Annotated in this window: 22 protein-coding genes; 15 read left to right on the top strand and 7 right to left on the bottom strand. The window is 44.7% G+C overall.

Annotation, left to right across the window (positions count from 1 at the left end):
- Positions 1 to 262 precede the first annotated feature (262 nt).
- From ACKLNH_RS08405 to ACKLNH_RS08390, 4 genes are all read left to right on the top strand, one after another.
- Entirely contained in the window at positions 263 to 1474 is a 1212-nt protein-coding gene (locus ACKLNH_RS08405; RefSeq protein ID WP_413111813.1) for an MFS transporter, read from the top strand.
- A 365-nt stretch (positions 1475 to 1839) separates the two neighbouring features.
- A complete protein-coding gene (locus tag ACKLNH_RS08400) occupies positions 1840 to 2850 on the top strand; it encodes an ABC transporter substrate-binding protein (protein WP_413111812.1) in 1011 nt (336 codons plus the stop codon).
- A gap of 76 nt (positions 2851 to 2926) precedes the next feature.
- Positions 2927 to 3820, top strand: a complete 894-nt coding sequence (locus tag ACKLNH_RS08395; protein ID WP_413111811.1) for an ABC transporter permease — start codon at positions 2927 to 2929, stop codon at positions 3818 to 3820.
- Complete coding sequence (locus ACKLNH_RS08390; RefSeq protein WP_413111810.1) at positions 3820 to 5067, top strand: quaternary amine ABC transporter ATP-binding protein; 1248 nt, start codon at positions 3820 to 3822, stop codon at positions 5065 to 5067. The genes ACKLNH_RS08395 and ACKLNH_RS08390 overlap by 1 nt, the downstream gene beginning before the upstream one ends.
- 74 nt (positions 5068 to 5141) lie before the next feature.
- On the opposite strand, the gene glgC is transcribed toward ACKLNH_RS08390, so the two are convergent.
- Both glgC and yghU read right to left on the bottom strand, forming a co-directional pair.
- Positions 5142 to 6362 (bottom strand): glucose-1-phosphate adenylyltransferase, encoded by a 1221-nt coding sequence (glgC, locus tag ACKLNH_RS08385; RefSeq protein ID WP_413111809.1) that lies wholly within the window; start codon positions 6360 to 6362, stop codon positions 5142 to 5144.
- 562 nt (positions 6363 to 6924) lie between these two features.
- Positions 6925 to 7785, bottom strand: a complete 861-nt coding sequence (yghU, locus tag ACKLNH_RS08380; RefSeq protein WP_413111808.1) for a glutathione-dependent disulfide-bond oxidoreductase — start codon at positions 7783 to 7785, stop codon at positions 6925 to 6927.
- Positions 7786 to 8027: 242 nt separating this feature from the next.
- On the opposite strand from yghU, the gene ACKLNH_RS08375 reads away from it, so the two are divergent.
- Positions 8028 to 8294, top strand: a complete 267-nt coding sequence (locus ACKLNH_RS08375) for a hypothetical protein (RefSeq protein ID WP_413111807.1) — start codon at positions 8028 to 8030, stop codon at positions 8292 to 8294.
- Between the two features lie 130 nt (positions 8295 to 8424).
- Here the strand turns inward: ACKLNH_RS08375 and ACKLNH_RS08370 are convergent, their stop codons facing one another.
- Positions 8425 to 10020 carry an ABC-F family ATPase gene (locus tag ACKLNH_RS08370; RefSeq protein WP_413111806.1) on the bottom strand — a complete coding sequence of 532 codons (1596 nt, stop codon included), beginning with the start codon at positions 10018 to 10020 and terminating at the stop codon, positions 8425 to 8427.
- Positions 10021 to 10259: 239 nt separating this feature from the next.
- On the opposite strand from ACKLNH_RS08370, the gene ACKLNH_RS08365 reads away from it, so the two are divergent.
- Positions 10260 to 10631, top strand: a complete 372-nt coding sequence (locus ACKLNH_RS08365) for a hypothetical protein (protein ID WP_413111805.1) — start codon at positions 10260 to 10262, stop codon at positions 10629 to 10631.
- 85 nt (positions 10632 to 10716) lie between these two features.
- On the opposite strand, the gene ACKLNH_RS08360 is transcribed toward ACKLNH_RS08365, so the two are convergent.
- Together ACKLNH_RS08360 and phhA are read right to left on the bottom strand one after the other, a co-directional pair.
- Positions 10717 to 11052 carry a 4a-hydroxytetrahydrobiopterin dehydratase gene (locus ACKLNH_RS08360; protein ID WP_413111804.1) on the bottom strand — a complete coding sequence of 112 codons (336 nt, stop codon included), beginning with the start codon at positions 11050 to 11052 and terminating at the stop codon, positions 10717 to 10719.
- 34 nt (positions 11053 to 11086) lie between these two features.
- Entirely contained in the window at positions 11087 to 11869 is a 783-nt protein-coding gene (phhA, locus tag ACKLNH_RS08355; RefSeq protein ID WP_413111803.1) for a phenylalanine 4-monooxygenase, read from the bottom strand.
- Between the two features lie 169 nt (positions 11870 to 12038).
- Between phhA and ACKLNH_RS08350 the strand changes: the two genes are divergently transcribed.
- Genes ACKLNH_RS08350 through ACKLNH_RS08335 form a run of 4 tightly spaced genes read left to right on the top strand, consistent with a single transcriptional unit; the run spans position 12039 to position 16814 of the window.
- Positions 12039 to 13157, top strand: coding sequence for a homogentisate 1,2-dioxygenase (locus ACKLNH_RS08350; RefSeq protein WP_413111802.1), 1119 nt, complete (start codon positions 12039 to 12041; stop codon positions 13155 to 13157).
- 25 nt (positions 13158 to 13182) lie between these two features.
- Positions 13183 to 14160 carry a fumarylacetoacetate hydrolase family protein gene (locus ACKLNH_RS08345; protein WP_413111801.1) on the top strand — a complete coding sequence of 326 codons (978 nt, stop codon included), beginning with the start codon at positions 13183 to 13185 and terminating at the stop codon, positions 14158 to 14160.
- An 11-nt stretch (positions 14161 to 14171) separates the two neighbouring features.
- Positions 14172 to 14798, top strand: coding sequence for a maleylacetoacetate isomerase (gene maiA / locus ACKLNH_RS08340; protein WP_413111800.1), 627 nt, complete (start codon positions 14172 to 14174; stop codon positions 14796 to 14798).
- A 6-nt stretch (positions 14799 to 14804) separates the two neighbouring features.
- Positions 14805 to 16814 (top strand): acetoacetate--CoA ligase, encoded by a 2010-nt coding sequence (locus ACKLNH_RS08335; RefSeq protein WP_413111799.1) that lies wholly within the window; start codon positions 14805 to 14807, stop codon positions 16812 to 16814.
- Positions 16815 to 16987: 173 nt separating this feature from the next.
- On the opposite strand, the gene ACKLNH_RS08330 is transcribed toward ACKLNH_RS08335, so the two are convergent.
- Positions 16988 to 17401: a VF530 family protein gene (locus ACKLNH_RS08330; protein WP_413111798.1), complete on the bottom strand. Its 414-nt coding sequence runs from the start codon at positions 17399 to 17401 to the stop codon at positions 16988 to 16990.
- Between the two features lie 344 nt (positions 17402 to 17745).
- On the opposite strand from ACKLNH_RS08330, the gene ACKLNH_RS08325 reads away from it, so the two are divergent.
- On the top strand, positions 17746 to 18387 hold the full coding sequence (locus ACKLNH_RS08325; RefSeq protein ID WP_413111797.1) for a LysE family translocator: 642 nt from the start codon (positions 17746 to 17748) through the stop codon (positions 18385 to 18387).
- Positions 18388 to 18497: 110 nt separating this feature from the next.
- On the opposite strand, the gene fusA is transcribed toward ACKLNH_RS08325, so the two are convergent.
- Positions 18498 to 20522: an elongation factor G gene (fusA, locus tag ACKLNH_RS08320; RefSeq protein ID WP_413111796.1), complete on the bottom strand. Its 2025-nt coding sequence runs from the start codon at positions 20520 to 20522 to the stop codon at positions 18498 to 18500.
- A gap of 292 nt (positions 20523 to 20814) precedes the next feature.
- Here fusA and ACKLNH_RS08315 point away from each other — a divergent pair, with 292 nt between their 5' ends.
- The 4 genes from ACKLNH_RS08315 (at position 20815) to mglC (ending at position 25172) form a co-directional block, all read left to right on the top strand.
- Positions 20815 to 21006, top strand: a complete 192-nt coding sequence (locus ACKLNH_RS08315; protein WP_413111795.1) for a hypothetical protein — start codon at positions 20815 to 20817, stop codon at positions 21004 to 21006.
- Between the two features lie 566 nt (positions 21007 to 21572).
- Positions 21573 to 22553, top strand: coding sequence for a galactose/glucose ABC transporter substrate-binding protein MglB (gene mglB, locus ACKLNH_RS08310; protein WP_413111794.1), 981 nt, complete (start codon positions 21573 to 21575; stop codon positions 22551 to 22553).
- 59 nt (positions 22554 to 22612) lie between these two features.
- The gene (mglA, locus tag ACKLNH_RS08305; RefSeq protein ID WP_413111793.1) at positions 22613 to 24136 is read left to right on the top strand and encodes a galactose/methyl galactoside ABC transporter ATP-binding protein MglA; all 1524 of its coding nucleotides are present in this window, start codon (positions 22613 to 22615) and stop codon (positions 24134 to 24136) included.
- Positions 24137 to 24146: 10 nt separating this feature from the next.
- The gene (gene mglC, locus ACKLNH_RS08300; protein WP_413111792.1) at positions 24147 to 25172 is read left to right on the top strand and encodes a galactose/methyl galactoside ABC transporter permease MglC; all 1026 of its coding nucleotides are present in this window, start codon (positions 24147 to 24149) and stop codon (positions 25170 to 25172) included.
- The last annotated feature ends 7 nt before the right edge of the window (positions 25173 to 25179 follow it).

The following is a 25179-nucleotide window of genomic DNA, read 5'->3' as shown; positions in this document are numbered from 1 at the left end:
ATGACTTATCTGCAAATATATCATTTGCCGCATAAGTGACAACTTAATACACTTGCCGCCTCTTTAATGCAGGTTTTTGTCATGTTCAGCCAAACACTTTTTGCTCAACTTTTACGTATGCTTCTATTACTGCTGCTTTGTTTAGTCGCAGTACACCATAGCAAGCCTGTACTCAACGCACTATCGAGCCAAGCCGTTTCTAGCGGCTGCCATTCGCTCGATCACCACTAACAACCTATTTGCAAATAATTAGGCGCTTACTATGAGTATTTTCCGTTTTCCTATCTTAGTATGGCTCGGCATTGGTATATTGATTATCAGCCTTGGCATAAGACAATCTTTCGGTATTTTTATGATGCCGGTATCTGAGCATTTTTCATTAGGCAGAGAGTTTTTTAGCCTAACCATCGCTGTGCAAAACTTGCTATTTGGGGTATTTCAGCCCTTTGTTGGAATGGCAGCAGACAAGTATGGCGCAAAGCGAATTATCGCCCTCGGTGCATTGGCCTACGCCCTTGGCCTGTACTTAACCTCAATCACCACAGTCTCTTCTATGCTGTACCTATCCTTAGGCGCATTGGTCGGGCTTGGGTTGAGTGCGACCAGCTACGTGATTATTCTCGGCGCCGTTGCGAAAGTCGTCCCCGCAGAGCACACTGCAAAAGCCTTTGGCTTAACCACCGCTGCTGGCTCTTTTGGCATGTTTGCGGTTATCCCCGGCGCACAGACCCTACTAACACAATTTGATTGGCAAACCGCCATGCAAGTCTTTGCGCTAACCTGTTTTGTTATGGTTGCCTTCTCGGCTTTTATGCGAACACCAAAACGCTCTACAGGTCCAAACCAACCACTCGAACAACAACAAACTTTAGGGTCAGCATTAAAACAAGCATTTAGTCACCGTAGCTACTGGTTAATTCATATGGGATTTTTCGTCTGTGGCTTCCATGTAATGTTTATCGCGACCCACTTACCGAGCTACCTTGCCGATCGTGGCCTACCTGCGAATACCGCCGCAATGGCACTGGCGTACGTGGGTATTTTCAACATATTTGGTTCTTATTTCTGGGGACTAATGGGTGACAACTACAGTAAACGTCATGTGATGTCTGCGCTGTATGTGATCCGCGCGTTGGTTATTGCCGCCTTTATTGTGGTACCTCTAACACCAACGACATCCATCTTTTTTGGCGGGGCGATCGGTTTTTGTTGGTTAGGAACGGTACCACTGACTTCCGGTTTGGTTCGTCAAATCTTCGGCGCGCAGTACATGGCAACACTTTACGGCTTGGTTTTCTTTACTCATCAGGTTGGCAGCTTCCTAGGTGCATGGTTTGGTGGAAGAATCTACGACCACTATGGTTCATATACGCCAATTTGGTGGATGACGGTTGTGATGGCGGTACTTGCCGCTCTCATTCACTTGCCGATCAATGAAAAACCTGTCAATACCGATCAGTTGCAACATGCATAACGTGACGTTTGCATAACGAAATACAACAACGAAAAAAAGTGCCAATGATTACACCATTGGCACTTTTTCAACGAAAAACTTCTCCTTGTGAGTTAAGCGCAAAAATCACGACATCGAAAATTTAACTCTCATCGTATCAACCGTGTCGCCTCAATTTTGCACAAACAAGTGCATTATCACCACGCTCAATATATCGCACATTTGATCAGCGCTCCCAGCAGAGCGTATCTAATTGAGATACAATACAAAAAAGGGAGTTACCTCCACTGCAAATGTTAACAAGCGGTAACAGTAATGGCATTTAAATTTGTAATGCCATCGATATTTCATATACTTAACAACGAATTCTGATATGGAAGATCATTATGAAATACGTTACTAGGGCGCTATTAATTTCGTCCCTATTTGCAACATCAAGCCTACAATATGCTTCTGCCAATGAATGTGGCGCAGTCACCATTGCCGACATGAACTGGAATTCTGCCTCTCTCATTGCCAACATTGATAAATTCATTTTGCAGCATGGTTTCGGCTGTGATGCCGAACTGGTTCCGGGGGATACACAGCCGACAGGCGCGTCAATGGTATCTAAAGGTCAACCTGATATTGCCCCAGAATTTTGGAGTAATTCAATGCGTGAAGCGCTCGATATGGGCGTGAAAGAAGGCCGTATTCAGTATGCGGGAACCACGTTGACAGACGGTGGAGAAGAAGGTTTTTGGGTTCCAGCGTACATGGTTGAAAAAGACCCTACCCTTGCCACGATTGAAGGTGTGCTAGCCAACGCCGAACTATTCACCCACCCAGAAGATCCGAGTAAGTCGGGGTTTTATACCTGCCCTGCGGGCTGGAACTGTCAGATCTCTGCAGGCAACCTCTTTAATGCTTTGGGCATGGAAGCGGCAGGGTTTGAAGTGATCGATCCGGGCTCTGGTGCCGGACTCTCCGGTTCTATCGCAAAAGCGTATGAACGAGAAGAAGCTTGGTTTGGCTATTATTGGGCACCGACAGCCGTGCTGGGCAAATACAAAATGGTAAAAGTCGACTTCGGCAGTGGTGTTGACGAAACGCTGTTTAAAGAGTGCATTAGCCAAGAGACGTGTTTGGATCCGAAACCCACTATGTATCCGCCATCAATTGTTGAAACTGTCGTAACAGACAGCTTTGCAAAGCGGGCCCCCCAAGCGATGGCGTATTTCGACAGCCGCGAGTTCACCAATGCCCAAATGAACACCTTGTTGGCATGGATGGAGCAAGAACAAGCAGACGGTGAATATGCTGTTGAGTACTTTATGAAGGAATATAAAGCGACATGGTCAGCATGGCTAACCCCTGAAGTCGCCACCAAAGTACAACAAGCCGTCGACGAGCTATAAACGCTTCTTCACATTTATACGATTTCGCCACGCCTGTTACTTGAGGTGTGGCGTAGTTAAAGTCAAGGAGCAATAAATGACTACCGCTAGTTGGTTGAGTGAGATACCTCAACTAGACCGAAAACAATTACTCGATATTCGCAAAACACTTGATGGTGCCTATCGCGACTTCTCTCGTGAATACGGTGATACTATCGAGTCCTTATTTGATCCACTACTTAGTTTTCTTATTTGGTTCGAAAAGCTACTACTGACGAGTCCATGGTGGTTGGTTTTAGGTACTCTTGTTGGACTCGCCTACCTCGCCAGTCGTTCATGGAAACTCAGTGCGTCGGTTGGTATTGCATTTTTCCTCATCGGTTTCTTCGGTATGTGGGATAACACGATGCGAACCATGAGTATTATTCTGGTCTCTACCCTCGTTGCCATCTTGCTCGGTATTCCCACCGGCATTGCCATGGCACAGTCGAATAAAGCGCGAGCCATCATTACACCGATATTAGATATCATGCAAACCATGCCCGCGTTTGTCTATCTGATTCCGGTCGTTATGCTGCTAGGTATCGGTAAAATCCCGGGCGTTATCGCCGTGGTTATTTATGCCATTCCTCCCGTTATTCGATTAACGGATCTCGGTATACGCCTTGTTGACAAAGAAGTGCTGGAAGCATCGACCGCTTATGGCGCAAGCCCAACGCAACGCCTGTTCGGTGTTCAAATACCGCTAGCAATGCCAAACATTATGGCGGGAATAAACCAGACCATTATGATGGCCCTAGCTATGGTTGTTATCGCCTCAATGATTGGCGTAAAAGGTTTGGGGCAGCCTGTTCTAAAATCTATTACTAATCAATATTTTACCTTAGGACTACTGAATGGGTTAGCTATTGTCGCTCTGGCTATCATCTTCGACCGTGTCACACAAAGCTATGCTAAAAGGACACAAGCACACTTAGGAGGACGGGAATAATGACTCAGCCTCAGCCAATTATTGAGATTAAAAATCTCTATAAAATCTTCGGTCCTAAAGACAAATCTTACTTGCAAGCGGTAAAAGAGGGAGAGACAAAAGACGACCTACTCGCAAGAACGGGGCATACGCTAGGGCTACAAAACATCAATCTTTGTGTTTATCCCGGGGAGATATTCGTGATCATGGGTCTATCTGGTTCAGGCAAATCGACACTGATACGGCACTTTAATCGCCTTATTGACCCCTCTGAGGGAGAGATTATTGTCGATGGATCTGATGTTATGACACTGTCAGATAAGGCGCTTCGCGATTTTAGACGGCATAAAATGTCCATGGTGTTTCAACGATTTGGGCTACTTCCGCATAAAACCGTCATAGACAACGTTGGCTATGGCCTCCAAATCCAAGGGTTGAACAAAACTGAACGATTAAACAAAGCTAAGCAGTGGATTCAAACTGTCGGCTTAGAAGGCTATGAAGAGCAATACCCTAGCCAACTATCTGGTGGGCAGCAACAACGTGTAGGGCTTGCTCGAGCGTTATGCACCGATGCTGAAATTCTATTAATGGATGAAGCGTTTTCAGCACTCGACCCGTTGATTCGTAGCGAAATGCAAGATCAATTAATCGAACTACAAGAACGCTTACATAAGACCATTATATTTATCACTCATGATCTAGATGAAGCATTGCGCTTAGGTGACAGAATCGCCATTTTAAGAGATGGGGTTATTGTGCAGCAAGATAAGCCCGTCGACATCTTACTCCACCCCGCGGATGACTATGTTGAAGCCTTCGTTAAAGATGTAAATAGAGCAAGAGCACTCACCGTGGAAACGGTAATGCAACCGCCTATTTCGCGCATTACTGCCGAAACATTAGGAGAGGCACTGGCACAAATGCGTCGCTCTTCAGAGGACTACGGTTACGTTGTCACTGACGAAGGGTACCAAGGTGTGATTACTCAAGAAGCGTTAGAGCAGGTAAAACAGGCGGATTATCATAAAGAAATCCCTGATAAAATGTTAAATGATGTACCTGCCGTTAAATGCGACGCCTTGCTTGAAGCAATCATTCCTGAAACGCTAGACAGTGACCACCCTTTGCCTGTCATTGACGAAAAAGGAGAGCTACAAGGACACTTGTCTAAAGCTACCCTTGCTGACGTTCTGAGTGACAATTCTGCAGCAGAGGCAGAAGAGACCAACAACAAATCAGATGTGGAGAGAAATGGTGCGGCATAGATGGTGAATGGTGTAAATCTCGGTTTGCACCATTCACTTTTTTCAACGATATATCAACTTATTACAACGTCAAATTAAGAAAATTCATAGCCCTCTGGCACTACAACAATGCCTTTGTCTGAAATCGTAAAACGGGCTCTATCCTCGGCCAAATCGTAACCAATTTTCGTTCCTGCCGGCACAGTAACATGCTTATCGATAATACAATTTTTTATCTGTGCACCCTGCTCTATAGTGACATTATCAAACACTATCGCATTGGAAACTGTCGCCGCATCTCTAATTTTAACCTGTGGGAAAATAATCGATCCTTGTACTGCCCCGCCCTCAATCAACACGCCATTGGAAATAATTGAGTTAATAAATATTCCCTCATTGCCGTTTACCGACGCCACTGTTCTGGCTGGAGGTTGTTGCGCTTCATAGGTTCTTATTGGCCATTCTGGTTGATAGAGGTCAAGAGGCGTTTCTGTACAGAGTAAGTCCATATTCGCCTGATAAAACGAATCTAATGTACCCACATCTCTCCAATACGAGTCCTGTGATACTCGCCCCTCTTTTCCGCCGAACTGATAGGCATACGTTGCTTCTCTATCAATGAGCTGAGGAATAATGTTCTTTCCAAAATCATGTTCTGATTGAGGCTGAGCCGCATCCGCCTCCAACATCTGTTCTAAGATATCTAATGAAAAAATGTAGATCCCCATTGACGCCATTGCCTGGCTTGGGTCGTCTGCCATTGGCTGAGGGGACGCCGGCTTTTCAGCAAATGACCTTATCCGTTGTTCAGAATCTGCCTGAATAATGCCAAATGATTTCGCCTCATCGAGCGGAACAGGCATACACGCAACGGTTAATTCTGCACCAGTTTGCTTATGTTGTTCTAGCATTGGTGCATAGTCCATACGGTAAATGTGATCGCCCGACAGTACCACGACATATTTTGCACCGCTACGAGATAACAGGTACATATTTTGATAGATCGCATCTGCGGTACCACTATACCAATGTTCTCCCTTTAACATCTGGGGTGGCACAGTGGTGACATACTCGCCCAACTCTGGATTAAAGACGGACCAGCCATCGCGTAAGTGCTTTTGTAATGAGTGAGATTTATACTGAGTTAGCACCAAGATACGTCTTAAACCTGAGTGCAAGCAGTTCGTTAGGGTGAAATCGATAATTCGATACTTCCCCCCAAAAGGTACGGCTGGTTTTGCGCGACGGTCTGTCAAAGGAGAAAGCCGAGAGCCCATTCCACCAGCCAACACTACCGTGATCACATCCTGTTTCATTGTCTCTCCTTTGCTCTTAGTGAGTTAAATACGCCATTGATAGAAACAAAGCAAATTTAACGCCAATGTCGTCACACAAAATAATTCAATATAAAGTGATGATAGTAATTAACTTTTACATGGTAAAAAAGAATAAACCGAAAACCTGCACCACTAAGCATTAACCCATGCCCCGATAAGAAGCAGGCTTAAAGCCAAACCTGCACCAAAATGATGCATCGCAAACCATTACGTTTTTAATGGCATTTGATGGTAATAAACGGAGAGGACATAACACTTAATAAAACCGACAGAGGCTAGCTCACTGATGAGATTAAACTATTAGTCTTATCACGACTCACTGCCCTTATACAGTTCACTAAGTCGAGACCACATCTAGAAAATCAAAATATCACTATTGATTTAAGGCGTATCTTCAGGAGTAATAACCATGACCTGCCCATTTAGCAGATAAGTTATCCCATGACCAACTTCTACGGCTAGGGGAGCAACAGTCATGAAGCCGGCACTGAAAGAGTGTGGAATTAGCAAGCCAATATTACCACACTCCTTACGATAGCTTTTATTCAGGTCGTTTTGCTAACACCTGATCAATATCTTGTGCCGAGTGGCGCTCTGGCACTTGTTCCCACTCCTCACCAAAGGAGCGATTAACGATACGTCCTCGCTGCACCGCTTCTCGAGACTCAAGCAGTTTGGCCCATCGAACAACATTGGTATAAGACTCGACTTGCAAAAACTCAGCGGCGTCGTACAACTTGCCTAACACTAGATTGCCATACCAAGGCCAAATCGCCATATCAGCAATGGTGTACTCATCGCCTGCAACATAGGTATTACCTGCTAACTGCTTATCTAGAACATCAAGTTGGCGTTTTACTTCCATCGCAAACCGATTAATAGGGTATTCCTGTTTTTCGTCAGCATACGCGTAAAAGTGACCAAATCCGCCACCTAAAAATGGTGCCGAGCCTTGCGCCCAAAACAACCAGTTAAACGTTTGAGTTCGTGCAACACCACTGCGAGGTAAGAACAAATCAAACTTCTCTGCTAAATGCACGAGTATTGATGCTGATTCAAATACATTAACATCGATATCACCCGATTTATCCACCAGAGCTGGAATTTTTGAGTTAGGGTTAACACCAACAAACCCTGATGAGAACTGGTCAGACTCACCAATGTTAATAAGAAACGCATCATACTCAGCGTCTTTAATTCCAAGTGCAAGCAGTTCCTCAAGCAGAATAGTCACCTTTTGGCCGTTAGGGGTACCCAGTGAGTATAATTGCAACGCATGTTCGCCGACTGGCAACGCTCTATCAAATCTTGCACCAGATTCAGGGCTATTGATATTGGCCCATTTATTACCACCACTGGCATCATTTACCCATACTTTGGGCGGGACGTAGTTATTTTCCATCGTTCATTAGTCCTTTAGAGTTAGACACTGTTGAGCTTTCTATACTCAGAGTGGATTTAAATAGACAATAATTCAAGCACCAAACCAGAGTAAGCAGACCTAGGCAACAATACAGCGTCGATGACATCAAGCATTCGACCTTGCGCACTAAGCATTAAAATATATACATCGATGCACTAATTGACATACATATCAATTTCTGTGATCCTGCAGATGTACCGCACTAAAACAATGTACTTAGAATGAAGAAGATACTCATTGCAGCAACCCCCGAAGTCCTGACTGGTTTTTTCCAAAACGGCCTACATATAGACTACCCTATCTACTGTCAATTCTGTTACCAAGATGCAAAATTCCCACTCGCATCAGATTGTAAAAATATGAAACCTATTCAGTTTTTAAATGGAACGCTTGCAGCGACTCAGGTTGGTACCACGCCTTCAATGAGTCGACAAGACAATACACGCGCAAAGAGAAAACTCACTCTAAATCAAACCACGCCTCGGTAAACCCATTTGAATGACACACAGATCAAACCAACCTGAAACACTTGACACAAAAAAATCCGAGACCAAAATTGGACTCGGATTTTTTATTAAGTGCTCAGTACACTTATTGCTAAATCATCGCAATAAATGTTTATTCTTCAATGCCGCGAGACTTTAGGAACTCACTGTAAGTACCACGGAAGTCATTAATTTTGCCGTCTTTGATTTCCAAAATTCGGGTCGCAATAGAATCTACGAAAATACGATCGTGACTGACGAAGAACAACGTGCCTTTGTATTTCTCTAACGCCGTATTCAACGATTCAATCGACTCCATATCCATATGGTTCGTTGGTTCATCCATTAGCAAGATATTTGGTTTATGCATCATCAGCTTGCCAAGTAACATACGGCCTTGTTCACCACCAGACAGTACACCGACTTTTTTCTTGATGTCGTCTTGAGAAAACAGCAAACGACCTAAGAAACTACGTACAACCTGTTCGTCATCGCCTTCATTTTTCCATTGTGACATCCACTCAAATAGATTGAGGTCTTCTGCAAAGTCAGACGCATGATCCTGTGCATAGTAACCAATGTTACTATTTTCAGACCACTTATACTCACCGGTTTTCGGCGCTAAGTTGTCAGAGAGTGTTTGAAGTAACGTGGTTTTACCAACACCATTCTCGCCAATGATAGCGATACGCTCTCCTACCTCAAATAGTCCTGTGAAATCAGACCAAAGTACATCGCCATCAAAACCTTGTGATAAGTTCTCAACTTCTAATGCATTACGGAATAATTCTTTCGACTGCTCAAAACGAATAAACGGGTTCTGGCGACTCGACGCTTTTACTTCTTCTAATTGAATTTTATCAATTTGCTTAGCGCGCGATGTTGCTTGCTTCGCTTTTGAAGCATTTGCAGAGAAACGTGCAACAAACGTTTGTAGTTCAGCTATTTGAGCTTTCTTCTTCGCGTTATCTGCAAGTAGACGTTCACGACTTTGTGATGCTGCCATCATATATTCGTCGTAGTTACCGGCATAGGTACGCAGCTCACCATAATCAAGGTCAGCCATATGTGTACATACTGAGTTCAAAAAGTGACGGTCGTGCGAAATGATAATCATGGTGCAGTTACGTTCATTTAACGTCTGCCCAAGCCAGCGAATGGTATCAATGTCCAAGTTGTTCGTCGGTTCGTCGAGTAACATGATATCTGGATTCGCAAACAATACCTGTGCCAATAGCACACGTAGTTTCCAGCCTGGAGCGACTTCACTCATTAAACCAAAGTGCTGCTCTAACGGGATACCTACTGATAGCAAGAGTTCACCAGCTCGAGATTCTGCGGTGTAGCCATCCATTTCAGCAAACTCTGTCTCTAGGTCCGCCACTTTCATGCCATCTTCTTCACTCATCTCAGGCAGTGAATAGATACGATCGCGCTCTTGCTTAATCTCCCACAACTCTTTGTGGCCCATGATAACAGTGTCGACCACAGAGAACTCTTCATAAGCAAACTGATCCTGATTCAACTTGGCAATACGCTCGTTAGGATCTTTTGAAACATTACCGCTCGTTGGTTCCAGTTCACCACTTAGAATCTTCATGAACGTCGACTTACCACAGCCGTTCGCCCCGATAAGACCATAGCGGTTGCCTTCACCAAATTTAATGGAGATATTCTCAAACAGCGGTTTTGCGCCGAACTGCTGGGTAATGTTTGCGGTGGTTAGCACGATGATGACCTTTCTTTAGAAACCAAAAGCGCGAAGACTATCGAGATAAAGCGATGAGTGCAAGAATTATCCACCGCGATACGTCATAATCCGCTTCACCACTAAGTAATATAAGGTCTGACTATGTCAGGTCACCGTTAAAAAAACTCTGGCTGCGACATAGATTCCAGCAACAAAAGAAATAATTAAGGCAAACCATAAAGCGCGCGTTAACTAAGTACATAACATGGAGAACAACGATGAAAAAAACACTACTAATTGCCGCTCTATTTACTTCAGCAACCGCTATTGCGGCTGATAACCAAGTTTACCGCTGTGAACATAACGGGGTAGAAAGACTCATTGAGGTTCGCTACCCTGAAGGCACCACTGTACCGTGCGATGTAAACTACACAAAAGCCGATGGCAGCCAAGTTCTATGGAAAGCAGCAAACACTGAAGGTTACTGCGAATCAAAAGCTGCCGAATTTGTAAAGAAACAACGTGGCTGGGGCTGGAATTGTCAGTTGGATATGCCTGCTCCGGTTCAACTGCCTGAAATAACAGATGAAATTGAAGCCGTTGAAGTTGAAGCGATTGAAGTCGAAGCCGTTGACGAGCTAACAGAGTAAACCACACGCAACGACAATGAATAAAAGCCTAACGCCGACACGCATTGCAAGTCGGCGTTATTTTGTATACCACTACTTTTTACTACTAATCCAATGCTAAGCTATCCACTTTAGCGGCGCAGACAAAATCATTTAAGTGCAGTCCTTTTATCGAGTGACTCCACCAGGTCACCGTTACTTTCCCCCATTCCAGTAGAATCGCGGGATGGTGAAATTGTTCTTCGGCGAGGTTCGCAACCTGGTTGGTAAATGCGAATGCTTGTTTGAAGTTATTAAACACAAACACACGCTCTAACTGGGGAACCCCTTCTCGCTCTATAATCTGCCATTCAGGTAATTGAACCAACAATGCTTGTTGTTCGTTCGCTGCCAATGCGGTTGCCTCTTTTCCGCACGCTTCACACTTCAAATCATTTAGCATCGAGACTCTCCTTTGGGTTACTTTGATTTCACATTTAAATTTGCTTCACGTTAAATAACGGGTGAAACAGTGGCTTTGCTTGTGCTCTTACCACATCCGCCATTAGATCTCGCTGACTCAGCGCGAATAAGTCATTGATGCTATCTAGGTAATAATATATTGGCTGCATAATGTCGATTCGGTATGGGGTACGAAGTACACTTTCAACATCAAAAGGATGGCGCTCGATACCTTCTCCCTCAAGCGCAGAGATCGACTCCCCAGGTGATGACAGTATTCCCCCTCCGTATATTTTCATCTTGCCATCTTCTTTCACTAAACCAAATTCAACGGTAAACCAGTACAAGCGTGCCAAATAGACCCGTTGCTGATGGGTTGCCTGGCTACCCAGCCGTCCGTAAGCGTGAGTGAATGATGCAAAATCAGGGTGCGTTAACATCGCGCAGTGGCCAAATATTTCGTGAAAGTAATCAGGTTCTTGCAAATAATCGAACTCTTGCCGCCTTCGCAGGAACGTCGCGACCGGAAATTTTTTCTCAGCTAGCAATCCAAAGAAACGATCAAAATTAATGAGTGCAGGTACTGGTTCACAGCACCACCCTGTTGTCTCCTTAAGGACACGATTTACATCTGGCAATTGCGGCACCTGATCCACTGACAACGCAAGACGAGACAAACCATCAATATAGTCCTGACACGCACGACCCGATATCACACTCATCTGGCGCTGTACCAAATCACGCCATACGCGATGTTCATCGTCGTCCCATGCAACGTAGCCATCGCTATCAACGGGTTTTGAATGGTATGTTGACATCTCGTTCTCTGCAGTTGTTCTACCTACTTCTAAGCCTAACTAGCACTAACTAACTTGCCACTCAGTAAAGCCCACTTTGCATCATGCGTAATGTAACAATATTTTTACATCGCGAAATGTGAGCTATATTTCAATCAGTAGTTCGCACGGCTTGGCACAGGAGCTTTATATGCGACAGCGATTTCGTTTTCCTTTGAAACAAGGCATTACCACTAACCAGGCACATTGCGACCTACCTGAAGGCACGTATGAAAGAGAGTGTGGGCGTGATGGTTTTTTTGGTCCGGCCAGCCATATCTATCATCGCCATATGCCTACTGGGTGGACAGACTGGCATGGGCCACATCGTCCACGCGCGTTTGATTCTCGCCAACTCCATGTGCAAACGAACAGTTTTTGGCAAGCACCGATTCTGTTATCTAATTCAGCACTGAGCATACGGTTTTGGCACTGTGCCCAACCCATGACTCACCTTGTTCGCAATGGAGACGGTGATGAATTGCTCTTCATCCACCAAGGTGAAGGCGAACTATATTGCGATTATGGTCAATTGAGCATCAGTGAGGGCGACTATGTGGTTATTCCTCGAGGAACCTGCTGGCGCCTCTATCCATCATCGCCCATCACATTAATGGCCATTGAAGCCACCCATCGTGCCTTCCAACTCCCTGATCGTGGGATCGCTGGCGAGCATGCCATCTATGATACTGGCGTATTAGTAACCGCAGAGATTAATGCTCGATTTCTTGAGCAACAGCGTGATGATCACCCGTGGGAAATCCACTTAAAAGCGCGCAATAACGTTAACATTATCTGTTATCCCTTCAACCCTTTAGATGCAATCGGTTGGAAAGGAGAAGTGACGGTATTTAAGCTCAACTGGCGCGACATCCGCCCATTGATGAGCCATCGCTATCATCTTCCCCCTTCGGTGCACAGCACTTTTGTCACTGACGATTTTGTTATTTGTACTTTTGTGCCGCGCCCCATTGAACAAGACCCCGGCGCACTTAAAGTGCCGTTCTTTCACAGCAATGATGACTTTGATGAAGTGATCTTCTATCACGCTGGGCAATTCTTTAGTCGCGACAACATTGATGCTGGCATGGTGACATTTCATCCTTGCGGTTTTACCCATGGGCCCCACCCTAACGCACTCTCTTCGCAAGGAAAAAAACTCGCAACCGATGAAGTGGCTATCATGATCGACTCAAGAATTCCTCTGGATGTATCTCAACATGCTGAAAATACAGAGAATATTGACTATTGGGCCTCATGGAAAAGCTAATTTACATTGTAAATAGAGGATCATTATGAAATTTGCCTCATTAAATCATGGGCGTGATGGACAGTTAATCCTTGTCTCAAAAGATCACGCCTTTGCCACTTATATCAATGACTTAGCACCAAACTTGCAATTTGCACTTGATAATTGGTCGCTATTGGAAAATGACTTACAACACCAATACAAGTTACTCAATATGGGAAAAATTCCCCAATGCTTTAAGTTTGATCCTACTCAATGCCACTCACCGTTGCCCCGCGCTTTCCAATGGGCGGATGGGAGCGCATACGTTAATCATATCGAGTTAGTCAGAAAGGCCAGAGGGGCTGACATGCCACCGAGTTTTTGGCGCGATCCTTTGGTCTATCAAGGCATGTCTGATGGGTTCTTGCCACCTCATGCTGATATTCCACTGCTTAACGAAGCATGGGGGTTAGATTTTGAAGCTGAAGTCGCCGTTATAACTGACGATGTCCCACTAGGCACGCCCGCTTGTGACGCTGAACAACATATAAAATTGTTCATGCTGGTTAATGATATTTCGCTCCGCAACCTTATCCCCACCGAACTCGCCAAAGGGTTTGGATTTTTCCAATCCAAGCCGGCTTCTGCGTTCTCCCCAATTGCAGTCACCCCTGACGAGCTTGGCACCAGTTGGCATGATGGCAAGCTTCATCTTGAGCTTGAGGTTTACCTGAATCAACAACTTTTTGGTCACCCTAATGCTGGTAAAGATATGACGTTCTCTTTCTTTGATTTGTTAGCCCACTGTGCAAAAACACGCGCTTTAGGGGCGGGAACCATTATAGGATCGGGCACCGTGTCCAATGTCTCTGCTAACGTCGGTTCTTGCTGTCTTGCCGAACAACGCATGCTAGAAAAGCTCAATGATGGTGATATTCGTACCCCGTTTCTTGGTCATGGTGATCATGTCCGCATTACGATGCACGATGATCAAGGTATGCCTATCTTTGGTGAAATCAACCAAACCGTGATTCAACAGTGAGGTGATGCTTTATGATCTTGTACGATTACCCTCGCTCATCTGCTGCATTTAGAGTGCGTATTGCGTTGAATTTAAAGAACATTAATTATGACCGTGTCGTCGTATCGTTACTAGAGCAAGAGCAACATGCCACCGACTTTGCCCTGTTAAATCCAAATGCATCGGTACCCGTATTACTAACGGATGAAGGAGCAATCTCGCAATCGATGGCGATCATTGAATACCTTGAAGATATTTCCCCCTCACCGTCACTGTTGCCATTTCATCGCTTAGACAAGGCTAGGTGTCGCAGTATCGCCCAACTGATTAGCACCGATATTCACCCTCTAAACAACCTTAGGGTACTCAACTACCTCAGCAATACATTGCAAATCAGTGATGAGCACAAAATGACGTGGTATCACCACTGGATCGCACGAGGATTTGCAGCCATCGATAAAATGATTCATAGCAACCAAACACCATACTGCTGTGCAAACACACCCACCGTTGCTGACGTTTGCTTAATACCACAACTCTATAATGCTCGTAGGTTCCAGTTGGATCTAACCCCTTATCCCAAACTGCTCGATATCGAATCGGCTTGTCTTGCACTACCCGCTTTCTCTGATGCCCATCCAGATAATTTGATGGAGTAGCACCCAATGTCAGCACCACTTTGGACACCGAATCGCCAGAGAATCACCCACTCGCAACTGAATCAATTTATGGTCATGCTCAGTGAGCGCCACCAGCAATTATTTCACGATTATCACCAGTTGCATCAATGGTCTGTCGAACACGCTGACCTATTTTGGAGTGATGTTTGGGACTACTGTAACGTTATCGGCATTAAAGGCGACACTTACACAACATCTGGCCGTGCAAAGTATGGTGAGCAAGTGCGTGCAAGGGATACAGAATGGTTTCCCCACGCCTCGCTCAACTATGCTGAAAACCTTCTAGCGTCTGCCACCCAACACCCCACTGACAGCGCAATCATCTTTGAAAATGAACATGGCGAATCCGTCACGTATTGCTGGCAAGCACTTTACCAACACGTGTCGAGTGTGCAGCAATGGCTACTCGCACAAGGGGTGAAACAAGGCGATGTGGTCGCTGGCTATTTACCCCACAGCCCCTACGCCGTTATCGCTATGCTCGCCACCGCCAGCCTTGGTGCAGTTTGGACATCTACATCGCCTGACTTTGGCGAACGTAGCGTCTTCGAACGTCTAGGACAAGTCAGACCAAAGGTGTTATTTTGTTGTAATGCTTATAGTTTTGGCCATAACGTCCACTCAATGGCCGAAAAGAATAGCGCTATTCTTGCTGAGCTCTCATCTTGCCAAGCGGTATGTGAAGTGACTTATATTGCAACACACTCAACATTGGCGCAAACCGATGTTGCCTCATTACACCGTTATCACTATATAATTTGGGACGCGCTGCTGTTGCACTACCCCCCGCAACCGCTTGGCTATGTCCATGTCCCATTTAACGCACCATTGTTTATTCTCTATTCGTCTGGCACAACCGGCAAACCGAAGTGCATTACACACTGTGTGGGCGGTACGTTACTCAATCACCTCAAAGAGCATCAACTTCACTGTGATATAAAGCCAAATGATCGCGTTTTCTATTACACCACATGTGGTTGGATGATGTGGAACTGGCAAGTCTCAGCGCTGGCGTCCGCAGCGTGCTTAGTTATCTATGATGGACACCCACTACTGTCTACCGATACCTTGTGGTCTTTAGCTGAACGCCATCAAGTCACATTATTTGGAACAGCAGCCAAATACCTCGAGAGCCTAGAAAAATCCCATTTCGTTCCCAATAAAATATTTGCATTAAACAAGCTAAAAACCCTCTGCTCGACTGGTTCGGTTCTTCACCCCCATCAATTCGATTTTGTTTATCGGGCAATAAAAAACGACCTTCATCTCGCTTCAATTTCTGGTGGCACAGATATTTGCGGCTGCTTTGTATTAGGAAACCCTATATCGGCAGTTTATCAAGGCGAGTGTCAGGGCGCTGCACTTGGCATGGATGTTGATGTATTTGACCAAGATGGCCATCCGTGTCAACAAACGCGTGGAGAGCTTGTCTGTAAAAATAGCTTTCCTAATCAACCGATCGGTTTTTGGGGCGACTCTGGCGAGCAGTACCATAATGCGTATTGGAACAAGTACAATGGCGCGTGGCATCACGGCGATGATGTGTGTTGGACCATACATGGTGGCATGACTTTTTTTGGCCGCAGCGACGCGACCCTCAACCCAAAAGGGATACGCATAGGTACAGCCGAAATCTATCGCGAAGTTAATGCCTTAAAAGAGGTGGTTGACAGTGTCGCGGTTGGGTTACCTCACCAGGGCGATGAGGATATTATTCTCTTTATTCAACTCAGCCCTAATACCGTATTAGACGAAAATCTAGTGACAAAAATCACTCAACGTTTAAAAACAAACTGTTCTCCTCATCACGCACCAGCGAGCATTCATGCCATCAGCGACATCCCCCGAACCAAATCAGGAAAGATCGTAGAGCTTGCAGTAAAAAAAATCCTTCAAGGTCAAACCATTGATAATATTGGGGCCATCGCAAACCCTGAAGTACTAGAGGAAATTAAAGCGATTTACAGGAAAGATAACTCACTTCCGTTTGAATAAAGATGTCGGAGGGCGGTGAGCGACTTAACCATCTTTAGCTCTTAGATCGCCCTCTCTATCGATCTATAGAGTTGGGAGTTGCGTTCAATCGCTTCCTTAAACGCGCTTGAGCCCTACGCGATACGTTAAGTAGGGCTCTCTTGTCTTCCAATAATCGACCGAGCAGTGCAGCGCTATCGACGAGGCGGACGTCCACGAGATGAGCGATTTTTAAATGCAGATGCGGCTTTAGCCTGCGACTTCAGAATAGAATCAACGGTTAGCGGCATCGGTTCTTTAGGTTCAAGACCATGAGGGAAAGTACGCGCTCTCGGCGGCAAGTCATATTCTTCGGCACTCGCTCGTGGCATGCGCTTAAAGCGATAGAGGTAAAAATTCTCTAGCTTTTCTCTCGCCCATTCCGTTTTCTTTAAATACTTCACGCTACTCTCAATCGAAGGCTTAGTGTTAAAGCAGTTAAAACGCATTGCTGTATCTAGAATGTCCCAGCCATAAAAATCCACCAGCTCTTGCAACATAGTCTCAAGCTTTAGCCCATGCAGTGGGTTGTTTTGTTGCAGTTCGATTCTTTCTTCATCAGTCATCATTTTGCGGTGTTACTCATTAAAGTGCGGAGTTGAGTAAAGTATACAGTGTCAATATATCTAAAGCCACGATACGACAATTTTACTAAATCTCCTGGTAAAAGTATCCATCGGTACGCAAGTGCAAAGATGGGCAAGTGTAGTGGTTCAAGCTTTCGCATTCACATTGATGTAAATAACATGAAAAGCCACACTTCCGATCAAACTATATTGCTCGCCGGCAACAAACTAATCCCCAGCTAGACCGCAATCGATAGTTCAAAAACCCGCCGTACAACCGATAGTGCTTGCATGTATCTATTTTGACGCTAGAATCCAGCGTTTTATTTGCTTGTGCTCGTGAGAATATGCTAGATCCTTCTATTTTACCTATCTACTTAGCCGCCGTCGTTGCGCTACTGTTAATTCCCGGGCCAGATATGCTACTGATTACTAGCTCCAGTTTAAGCTATGGCAGAAAAGTAGGCATCTATGCGAGCTTAGGCAATGCAACATCGGGGCTTATTCTCACTTTCGCGGCTGCGCTTGGGGTATCCGCCATGATTGCCATGAACAGCATGGCATTAAGCGGGTTACAAATCGCCGGTGGGCTCTATTTGTTGAAAATGGGCTGGGATTGCCTACGCACAGAGCCAAGTAACACCCCTGAACTAGAGCAAGAAAGCAGTATTGCGGCAACACTGTATCGACGGGCTGTAATTAGTAACTTGCTGAACCCAAAAGCATTGATGTTTTTTGTGCTTTTTCTTCCGCAATTTGTCTCTCACCATATTGCCGCATCGTCAGGGCAACAGATGTTGGCATTAGGACTCATGCTTAATGTTATGGGTTTACTCTTTAATCTGCTCCTCGTCGCGATGGTCGGGTCGCTCGGAAAACACCTATTACAAAATGAACGTTTTCGAACCAATCAACATAAGTTAATGGGCGGCGTCTTCTTTATACTCGCACTCTGGCTATTGGTTTCTCAAGTCCCGGCTCTTAACTAATCGGCATGACGCGTTGTTTTTATATACTACTGTGTGAAAAATAGAAAAGGGCCAGCTAATTTAGCTGACCCTTTCTCTTTTTTACTGTCTATATTTCTGTTTTTTAATACCTATATTGCTGAGCGCTGCTCCTGACAGACGTCTTGTTGCACCGTTGGTGGTGCCGCTTCGTAATGGCTAAATTGCAAACTAAATGAGCCTTCTCCGCCAGTCATAGCACGCAACTTACGTGCATAATCTTGCAGTTCATTTAACGGCGAGCGCGCTTTAATGCTCGAAAAGTTGCTGCCCTCAGGAAGGGTTCCAATAATAATTCCCCGATTAGCCGATAAGTCTCCGGAAACATCACCCACCGTTTCTGTTGGTATTGACAAGCTAATATCAACAATAGGCTCCAGTACAATCGGTGATGCTGCATTAACCGCATTCAAGAAAGCTTTTTTTCCGGCAATCACAAAGGCGATCTCTTTCGAGTCAACCGAATGATACTTACCATCAAAAACGGTTACTTCAATATCTTTGATCGGGTTTCCAGATATTGCACCTTCCTCAAGCGCTTGCCGAACCCCCTTTTCCACCGCTGGAATCAGTGCGGTTGGAATTGCGCCACCAACTACTTTGTTAACGAATTTGAAGCCTGCTCCCCTCTCGAGTGGGCGTACTTTTAAATGTACTTCTCCAAACTGGCCCGCTCCACCGCTTTGCTTTTTGTGACGATAGCTTCCTTCCGCTGACAGAGTAATCGTTTCAAAATATTCTACACTCGGTTGGGACGTATCCACTTCCACTTTATACACCAACGCCATTTTTTCCAAGGCGACTTTAAGGTGGAATTCACCCTGACCGCTAATGATCGTTTCATTCGTGCGAACACGATGTTCAATCGTCAACGATGGGTCTTCTGCTGCAATTTTACCCAAGACTTCGGATATTTTTTGCTCATCACCCCGTTTTTTCGGTTTCACAACCAAGCTGTGCATCGGGTTAGGAAATGCTAAGGTTTGCATCACCACACCATCTTCGTCATGTGAATCATGGATGACGGAATCAAAATAGAGATCATCAACCTTTGCCAACACACATAAATCGCCGGCTCTTGCCTGACTAATTTCTGTACGCTGCTTTCCTTGCAATTGATACAAATGACCAACTTTAAATGCCTTATTGCTCTCCCCTACATACAGTTGGCTACCCGCGTTAATTTCGCCTTGGAATACACGGATATAGGCCAGTTTGCCCAAATAAGGGTCCACGCTAACTTTATACACATGGGCCACGACGTGGTCGAGTGTTTCACAATCGACAGAGATAGACTTATCATTTTTCTCTAGTAGTGGTGGATTTCCTTCGGAAGGCATTGGCATTACATCAACTAATGTTTGTAGTAATAACTCTTCCCCCGCGCCACTTTGGCCAGAAACAAAGCAGATTGGAATAATGTGCCCAGTTCGAAGTGCTTCTTCAAAAGGCGCGTGTAACTGCTGCGGTGTCAATGCTGAACCTTGTTCTAAATACAGCTCCATCATCGCTTCATCGACTTCAATGACCTGGTCAACTAACCGTTCATGTAAGCTTTCTACATCAAATGCGCAGGTGTCTGTCCCATACTCTGGTTTAAAATAGCAATCAACAATAGCGTCGCCGTCGGGTGTTGGCATATTGACGGGAAGACAGACTGAGCCAAATCTCTGTTCAATCTCTTGCAGTAATGCCATTACGCCGCCCACACCAGTATCGACTTTATTAACCACGATCATCTGGCATTTTTTACGCGCTTGAGCAAAGTGAAACAGTTGTTCAGATAGCTGAGTTATTGGCATCGATAGATCAAGAACCAATGCTGTCGTTTCTACTGCAGGGTAAATACTTAACGCGCGGCCTAGCAGTTCAGGCAGCCCTGGCGTATCAATAATATTAAGGCGATGATCGCACCACCTCATTGTAACAGGCGTTGATTCAATACTGTGATGATAACGGATAGATAAAGGATCGAAATCGGTGGTTGTGTCCCCTTTCTCGACGCTTCCTAAATGTGTTTTTGAATGGGATGTATACAGTAAACGCTCTATTAAGCTCGTTTTGCCGACACCACTTTGGCCAACAAAAGCAATATTGCGGACGTCATTAATTGACATAGCTATCTCCTTAACAAACTCAGAATATTTTAGGCATTATTCATAGTGGCGGATAATCCGCCCGCTCGTCTTCCAAGTCATTTTTCGGATAGCTCGTCTCAAGGCGCCCCCTTTTATTAACGAATTATAGTTAAATTGGCTTGATTCTCAGAACTTTACTGTGAACCACTTCATAGCTTGCAATGATGAGACATTTACAAGTCACAAACCAACAAAAAAAGCACTACATTTAACCAGCGAGATGATGTCACCTCTCTCTGATGTCGTTTGAAACTCAATGGCAGGGCAGAATATGAACAAGCATGATAAGTTCGACCAAACATTGACCAACGCCGAACGGAATAGTATCGATACCGAATATGACCGTTGGCCTATTAATTTCGAGATTCCTTTAGCAGACTTTTGTAATGACGGTTTAGGACTATCAGCCGATGAAGAGCGCTTGTCTCGACGAATCAATGCCGCGCGCCTAACTGGGTGTTAAACAACGCACCTACAACACTGATTTAAAGTGGAGTCATAGGCATTGTAGTTATTAGGTAAAAAAAAACCTGCCGTTAATGGGAAGGAGTCCGGCAGGATGGTTAGGAATAGGTAACTAAATGATTTAAAGAAGATAAAATGCCTTATTTATGAATATAGCGCAATCAATAATCAAACAAAGTAGAGCCAGTCTACGTTTTTTGTCGCTAGACTATGTGGTTACAAAAATAAACCAGCCCCCCATCACACTAATCATTCATTTCTCACCGGTCGGCAGCGCATAACCATTCACGTCTAGAATGTCACATTGTAAACGATACCAATCGCATCGCATTGGCAGCGCCAGCATAACCATTAAAAAATGCGAATTAATAGCAATAGTTACCAGAAGAAACTTAACAGTAAAGTAAATTCACCTAACCATCACATCTGCCTCACGTTTTTAAAACCCTGAGTTGTAAACGTTATCAATATGCTAATTTGGTCACATTAATCGTTAAAGCCATACAGTAATTTACTTGACGCATACCCTACAGCTATCCATTAATGGAAATCAGGAAAATAAAAATGAACAAAAAAACCATCCTTGCAACACTTCTTGCTGGACTTACCTTTGCTGGTGCTGCGCAAGCTAAAACGACGTTAGGTTTCACTGTCTATAAGTATGATGACAACTTTATGTCTGTTGTTCGTCAAGCGATCGAATCTGAAGCTGCAACAGATTCAGACGTTCGATTACTAATGAACGACTCACAAAACAACCAGTCAATGCAAAATGACCAAATTGACGTGCTTTTGGCTCGTGGTGTAAAAGCATTGGCGATTAACCTTGTTGACCCAGCGGCAGCGCCTGTTGTTATCAATAAAGCGAAAATGGATGATGTGCCAATTGTCTTTTATAACAAAGAACCAAGCCGCGCAGCGCTAGACAGCTACGATAAAGCATATTACGTCGGTACTGACTCTAAAGAATCAGGCATCATTCAAGGTGATCTCATCGCTAAGCACTGGGGTGCGAACCCTGAGTGGGACTTAAATAATGATGGCATCATCCAGTACGCGCTACTAAAAGGTGAACCGGGTCATCCTGATGCAGAGGCTCGCTCTTCATATGTCATTAAAACGCTAAACGATGTTCACGGCATTAAGACAGAACAACTGCATTTAGATACTGCTATGTGGGATACCGCAATGGCAAAAGATAAAATGGATGCGTGGGTTTCTGGTCCAAACGGCAGCAAGATTGAAGTCGTGATTGCCAACAATGATGCAATGGCAATGGGTGCCATTGAGGCACTGAAAGCTGCTGGACGTACTGACATTCCAGTCTTTGGTGTTGATGCATTGAGTGAGGCACTCGCCCTTGTTCGTGCTGGTGAACTGCAGGGTACAGTATTGAATGATGCCAACAACCAAGCTAAGGCGACATTTGAACTAACTCGGAACCTAGCGAACGGCCTAGCTGCCGATGAAGGAACTGAGTGGAATATCGTTAATAAAGTGGTACGCGTGCCTTACGTAGGAGTTGATATCTCAAATCTAGACTAATCCATTAACAAAACAGGGGGAGCAATCCCCCTGCACTCCAAGCTAGGGTTAAGAAAGTTATGACTGCAGTTTTAAAGCCAAAGCAAGAAAATGAATGGCTATTGGAAATGACAGGGATCAGTAAGTCGTTTCCTGGTGTAAAAGCCCTTGATAAAGTATCTCTCAAAGTTCGTCCCCACTCTATCCATGCTTTGATGGGAGAAAACGGTGCTGGAAAATCGACACTGCTAAAATGCCTCTTCGGTATTTATGAAAAAGATGAGGGCAGCATTCAGTTTTTGGGCAAAGATATAAATTTCAAGTCCTCTAAAGAAGCATTAGATAACGGCGTTTCCATGGTTCACCAAGAGCTGAACCAAGTATTACAGCGCACAGTCATGGACAATATGTGGCTCGGGCGTTACCCCAAAAAAGGGGTATTTGTTGACCACGATAAAATGTATCGCGATACAAAAGAGATCTTCGACGAACTAGATATAGAGATCGACCCGCGCGATAAAGTCGCCTCACTCTCTGTTTCGCAAATGCAAATGGTAGAGATAGCCAAAGCATTCTCCTATGATGCAAAAATTGTCATTATGGATGAGCCCACATCATCCCTGACAGAGAAAGAGGTTAATCACCTTTTCACAATTATTCGCAAGTTAAAAGATAAAGGCTGTGGCATTGTATATATCTCCCATAAAATGGAAGAGATTTTTGCACTTTGTGATGAACTGACGGTACTGCGCGATGGGCAATGGGTAAAAACCTGTGCCCTCGAAGGCTTAACCATGGATCAAATCATCTCAATGATGGTCGGCCGTGAACTCACACAACGCTTCCCTCCGAAAACAAATACACCCAAAGATGTCATTTTGCGGGTCAGTAATTTAACTGCGCAAAACCAACCCTCGATACAAGATATCAGTTTCGAACTGCGCAAAGGCGAGATTTTAGGCATTGCTGGTCTGGTTGGTGCGAAGCGTACCGATATCGTGGAGACAATCTTCGGCATTAGAGAAAAGTCGGCAGGAGAGATTTATCTGCATGACAATCTAATGCGTAACAAAGACTCCCATGAAGCCATTCAAAATGGCTTTGCTTTAGTGACAGAGGAGCGTCGTTCTACAGGAATCTATGCCAACCTAGATGTTACTTTCAATTCTTTAGTTGCCAATATTGAGCGTTACAAACAGAAGTCTGGGCTGCTCAGTAACAAAAAAATGAAAGGCGATACGCAATGGGTTATTGACTCCATGAGCGTAAAAACACCGACTCATCAAACCCATATAGGGTCACTGTCCGGCGGAAACCAACAAAAAGTCGTTATCGGTCGCTGGCTACTGACTGAGCCCGAAATTCTCATGTTAGATGAGCCAACACGCGGTATCGATGTCGGGGCAAAATTTGAAATCTATCAACTCATACTCGACCTAGCGAACAAAGGCAAAGGCATCATTATTATCTCTTCTGAAATGCCAGAACTTCTCGGCATTACTGATCGAATTATGGTCATGAGTAATGGACGCGCTGCCGGCACCGTTGTAACAAACGACACCAATCAAAACGAAATACTGAATTTAGCATCAAAGTATCTGTAAGGAATGCACAATGGACTTAGCTAAAATTAAGCCGCCTAAAGGCTTTAAGCTCGCAAACTATGTCAAAGAAGGTGGAATTTATGCCGTCCTCTTTATTCTATTAGCGATCATTATTATTCAAGAACCGACTTTTCTTAGCTTAAGAAATCTAAGTAATATCCTTACTCAGTCATCGGTTCGTCTTATTATTGCACTTGGTGTGGCTGGTCTTATTGTTACCCAAGGAACGGATCTATCGGCTGGACGCCAGGTCGGATTAGCCGCCGTCGTATCAGCAACCTTGCTACAATCAGTCGACAATGTTAATAAGGTTTTCCCTAACATTGGTGAAATGCCGATTATCGCTGTCATTATCGTGGTCTGTGCTATCGGTGCGGTCATCGGCCTTGTTAATGGTATCGTTGTCGCCTACCTGAAGGTGACGCCGTTCATTGCAACGCTCGGCAGTATGATCATTGTTTATGGCATTAACTCTCTCTATTTTGACTCTGTTGGTGCTTCGCCTGTCGCTGGCTTTGATGCGCGCTTCTCTGAGTTTACACAAGGCTTCATTCGATTTGGTGACTTTAGGCTGTCCTATATCACCTTCTATGCGATAGCTGCCACCATTTTTGTCTGGATATTATGGAATAAAACGGTCTTTGGTAAAAACCTGTTTGCTGTTGGTGGTAACCCAGAGGCGGCAAAAGTGTCAGGGGTAAATGTTCCACTTACCCTACTTAAAATCTATGCCATGTCAGGCGTCTTCTATGCTTTCGGCGGTATGCTTGAAGCAGGGCGAATTGGTAGTGCAACCAATAACCTCGGCTTTATGTATGAGCTAGATGCGATTGCAGCCTGTGTTGTTGGCGGCGTTTCGTTTGCTGGTGGTGTAGGTAGCGTTGCTGGCGTCGTCACTGGTGTATTGATCTTTACCGTTATCAACTACGGCATGACCTATATCGGCGTTAGCCCATACTGGCAGTACATTATTAAAGGCAGCATCATTATCTTTGCTGTCACGCTTGACTCTATGAAGTACGCAAAGAAAAAGTAATCGTAAC

Origin of the sequence: Thaumasiovibrio clandestinus (assembly GCF_047250365.1) — a bacterium.
In the GTDB taxonomy this organism is placed as follows: domain Bacteria; phylum Pseudomonadota; class Gammaproteobacteria; order Enterobacterales; family Vibrionaceae; genus Thaumasiovibrio.
The sequence above is the reverse complement of the archived record's forward strand: the minus strand, read 5'-3'. Positions and strand labels throughout refer to the sequence as shown.

Excerpts from the sequence above, each read along its gene's own strand:
- ACKLNH_RS08405 (WP_413111813.1), top strand. The coding sequence starts at position 263 with ATGAGTATTTTCCGTTTTCCTATCTTAGTATGGCTCGGCATTGGTATA.
- ACKLNH_RS08400 (WP_413111812.1), top strand. The coding sequence starts at position 1,840 with ATGAAATACGTTACTAGGGCGCTATTAATTTCGTCCCTATTTGCAACA.
- ACKLNH_RS08395 (WP_413111811.1), top strand. The coding sequence starts at position 2,927 with ATGACTACCGCTAGTTGGTTGAGTGAGATACCTCAACTAGACCGAAAA.
- ACKLNH_RS08390 (WP_413111810.1), top strand. The coding sequence starts at position 3,820 with ATGACTCAGCCTCAGCCAATTATTGAGATTAAAAATCTCTATAAAATC.
- glgC (WP_413111809.1), bottom strand. The coding sequence starts at position 6,362 with ATGAAACAGGATGTGATCACGGTAGTGTTGGCTGGTGGAATGGGCTCT.
- yghU (WP_413111808.1), bottom strand. The coding sequence starts at position 7,785 with ATGGAAAATAACTACGTCCCGCCCAAAGTATGGGTAAATGATGCCAGT.
- ACKLNH_RS08375 (WP_413111807.1), top strand. The coding sequence starts at position 8,028 with ATGAAGAAGATACTCATTGCAGCAACCCCCGAAGTCCTGACTGGTTTT.
- ACKLNH_RS08365 (WP_413111805.1), top strand. The coding sequence starts at position 10,260 with ATGAAAAAAACACTACTAATTGCCGCTCTATTTACTTCAGCAACCGCT.
- ACKLNH_RS08360 (WP_413111804.1), bottom strand. The coding sequence starts at position 11,052 with ATGCTAAATGATTTGAAGTGTGAAGCGTGCGGAAAAGAGGCAACCGCA.
- phhA (WP_413111803.1), bottom strand. The coding sequence starts at position 11,869 with ATGTCAACATACCATTCAAAACCCGTTGATAGCGATGGCTACGTTGCA.
- ACKLNH_RS08350 (WP_413111802.1), top strand. The coding sequence starts at position 12,039 with ATGCGACAGCGATTTCGTTTTCCTTTGAAACAAGGCATTACCACTAAC.
- ACKLNH_RS08345 (WP_413111801.1), top strand. The coding sequence starts at position 13,183 with ATGAAATTTGCCTCATTAAATCATGGGCGTGATGGACAGTTAATCCTT.
- maiA (WP_413111800.1), top strand. The coding sequence starts at position 14,172 with ATGATCTTGTACGATTACCCTCGCTCATCTGCTGCATTTAGAGTGCGT.
- ACKLNH_RS08335 (WP_413111799.1), top strand. The coding sequence starts at position 14,805 with ATGTCAGCACCACTTTGGACACCGAATCGCCAGAGAATCACCCACTCG.
- ACKLNH_RS08330 (WP_413111798.1), bottom strand. The coding sequence starts at position 17,401 with ATGATGACTGATGAAGAAAGAATCGAACTGCAACAAAACAACCCACTG.
- ACKLNH_RS08325 (WP_413111797.1), top strand. The coding sequence starts at position 17,746 with ATGCTAGATCCTTCTATTTTACCTATCTACTTAGCCGCCGTCGTTGCG.
- fusA (WP_413111796.1), bottom strand. The coding sequence starts at position 20,522 with ATGTCAATTAATGACGTCCGCAATATTGCTTTTGTTGGCCAAAGTGGT.
- ACKLNH_RS08315 (WP_413111795.1), top strand. The coding sequence starts at position 20,815 with ATGAACAAGCATGATAAGTTCGACCAAACATTGACCAACGCCGAACGG.
- mglB (WP_413111794.1), top strand. The coding sequence starts at position 21,573 with ATGAACAAAAAAACCATCCTTGCAACACTTCTTGCTGGACTTACCTTT.
- mglA (WP_413111793.1), top strand. The coding sequence starts at position 22,613 with ATGACTGCAGTTTTAAAGCCAAAGCAAGAAAATGAATGGCTATTGGAA.
- mglC (WP_413111792.1), top strand. The coding sequence starts at position 24,147 with ATGGACTTAGCTAAAATTAAGCCGCCTAAAGGCTTTAAGCTCGCAAAC.